The following is a 1,634-nucleotide window of genomic DNA, read 5'->3' as shown; positions in this document are numbered from 1 at the left end:
ACTCGAGTCGGAAGAAATCCCTGAATATGTGAACCATCAATCGATAGGCGGCCCGACCCATAGAATCTAATTCTCTAGGCAGTTTTGAAACCCATCAATACCAAGCTTCGTCACACTATCCCGTATTTTTATATTTTCTTTGCAAGGCCGGGCTCGGTTCAGGTGGACCTATTTCGCGACCCGCCATGTGCTTTCCTGATGGACGAAGTTCAATCAATTCATCGAGATTTTCAGCCAATGTCTGCAGTTTTTTCTTGGGATTGTCTGAGTCCAGGATGGTCTCGATGCTTGCGAAAAGGCTTTGTATTTGTAGCTTGCGGTGAAGAGAACCAACCGTCCAAAGCGGTTGGGCCGCGTGCCCAAGACGAAGTTGTTCGGGATGAGATAGGAGGCAGTGGTCTACCAACACGCTCAAGCACACGCCTCTGCGAGCGCCATCAACGCCTTGTTGGCAGGCATGCCTACCCCATCCACAATACGCTTTCCAATCTTGGTTGAAAACTTCAATCAGCCATCGCAAAGAATATTGTTTGACGATGTCCATCGAACGCCAGGTGAGATCGGTTGCCGCGAGATATCGATATTGATCTTCCCCCTCATACTTGAGGGCTACAATAAGCATCCGTCGCCCAAGAGATCGAACGAATAGCCGGGCCGAAGCCATGGTGACATTTTTGGGCTTACCACCTCTGATAGGAACCATCAACGTTTTGCTGCGAGCGTTGGCGAAGAAATCTTTCGCAGAGACTTCCGGCCTGTTCCCTGATTGGACGATTTGGTTGCTTTTGATCTGTGAAATAACCTGAGCTTGTGGAAATACTTTTCTACAGGTATTGAGCCAGTATTTAGACATATAGGCAGCATCGGCGAGGATACTGTCTATTTTGATTTTTGACTTGGTCCAGAATCGGAATCTTCGAATGAGGATGAGTCCAAGCTTCTGTTTGGTTGGAAAATTCTTGTCCCTCTTGGGTTTTACTGGACGATTGGATTTATCCACTCCCTGCTCTCTCAAGCACCGATCTTGATCCTGCCACGCTTGCAGCGTAGGATCCGGGATATAAAATGAAAATCCAACAGGCATGGAAATAGTTTTATTGACTAGCACCGCTATAACCAGCTCCTGGCCCATGATATAGCCATTGGTCTTTTTGTCTTTCATCTTGTGAACACCATGGATAGTCTTGGTCTGCTTGGAGCGCTTTCGTTCAGTGTCATCAATGACCAATGTTCCACTCTGGATATTATAAAGTCTGATAAGAGCCAGCATGCTCACTCTAAAAAGCATGTCCCAGGGGATTTTTGCACAGCAGAAAATGAAGGATAAGGCACGGGCACTTCGACTTGAAAATGAAGCTCGATCAATCTTCGCCCAGCAAATCGATCCAGTGACAATGACCCCTGTAATACAGTAGGAAAGCCAATCCCGCTGAATCCTACTCATTCCCCTGGCACCACTCTCAAGCAGCTGGCAATTTACAAGATCAACATAGTCAACCACTTCCTTATGCGCCTTGAAAAATAGCATAATTTTGCTCCGCAATAGATGCGAGCAGCGTGCGTGAACACAGCGCTTTCGGCAAGTTAAAATGATCTGCTTAGATTGGCCGACTTAAAATCTTCCGACTCGAGTT

At 46.8% G+C, this 1,634-nt stretch carries 1 protein-coding gene; it reads right to left on the bottom strand.

Annotated elements, in window-relative coordinates; genetic code table 11:
* Positions 1 to 115: 115 nt before the first annotated feature.
* Complete coding sequence (locus tag VE944_RS31025; RefSeq protein WP_324986700.1) at positions 116 to 1,528, bottom strand: transposase; 1,413 nt, start codon at positions 1,526 to 1,528, stop codon at positions 116 to 118.
* Between the last annotated feature and the right edge of the window lie 106 nt (positions 1,529 to 1,634).

It is taken from the genome of Nostoc sp. (genome assembly GCF_035638895.1).
Lineage (GTDB): Bacteria > Cyanobacteriota > Cyanobacteriia > Cyanobacteriales > Nostocaceae > Nostoc.
The sequence above is the reverse complement of the archived record's forward strand: the minus strand, read 5'-3'. Positions and strand labels throughout refer to the sequence as shown.

Excerpts from the sequence above, each read along its gene's own strand:
- VE944_RS31025 (WP_324986700.1), bottom strand. The coding sequence starts at position 1,528 with ATGCTATTTTTCAAGGCGCATAAGGAAGTGGTTGACTATGTTGATCTT.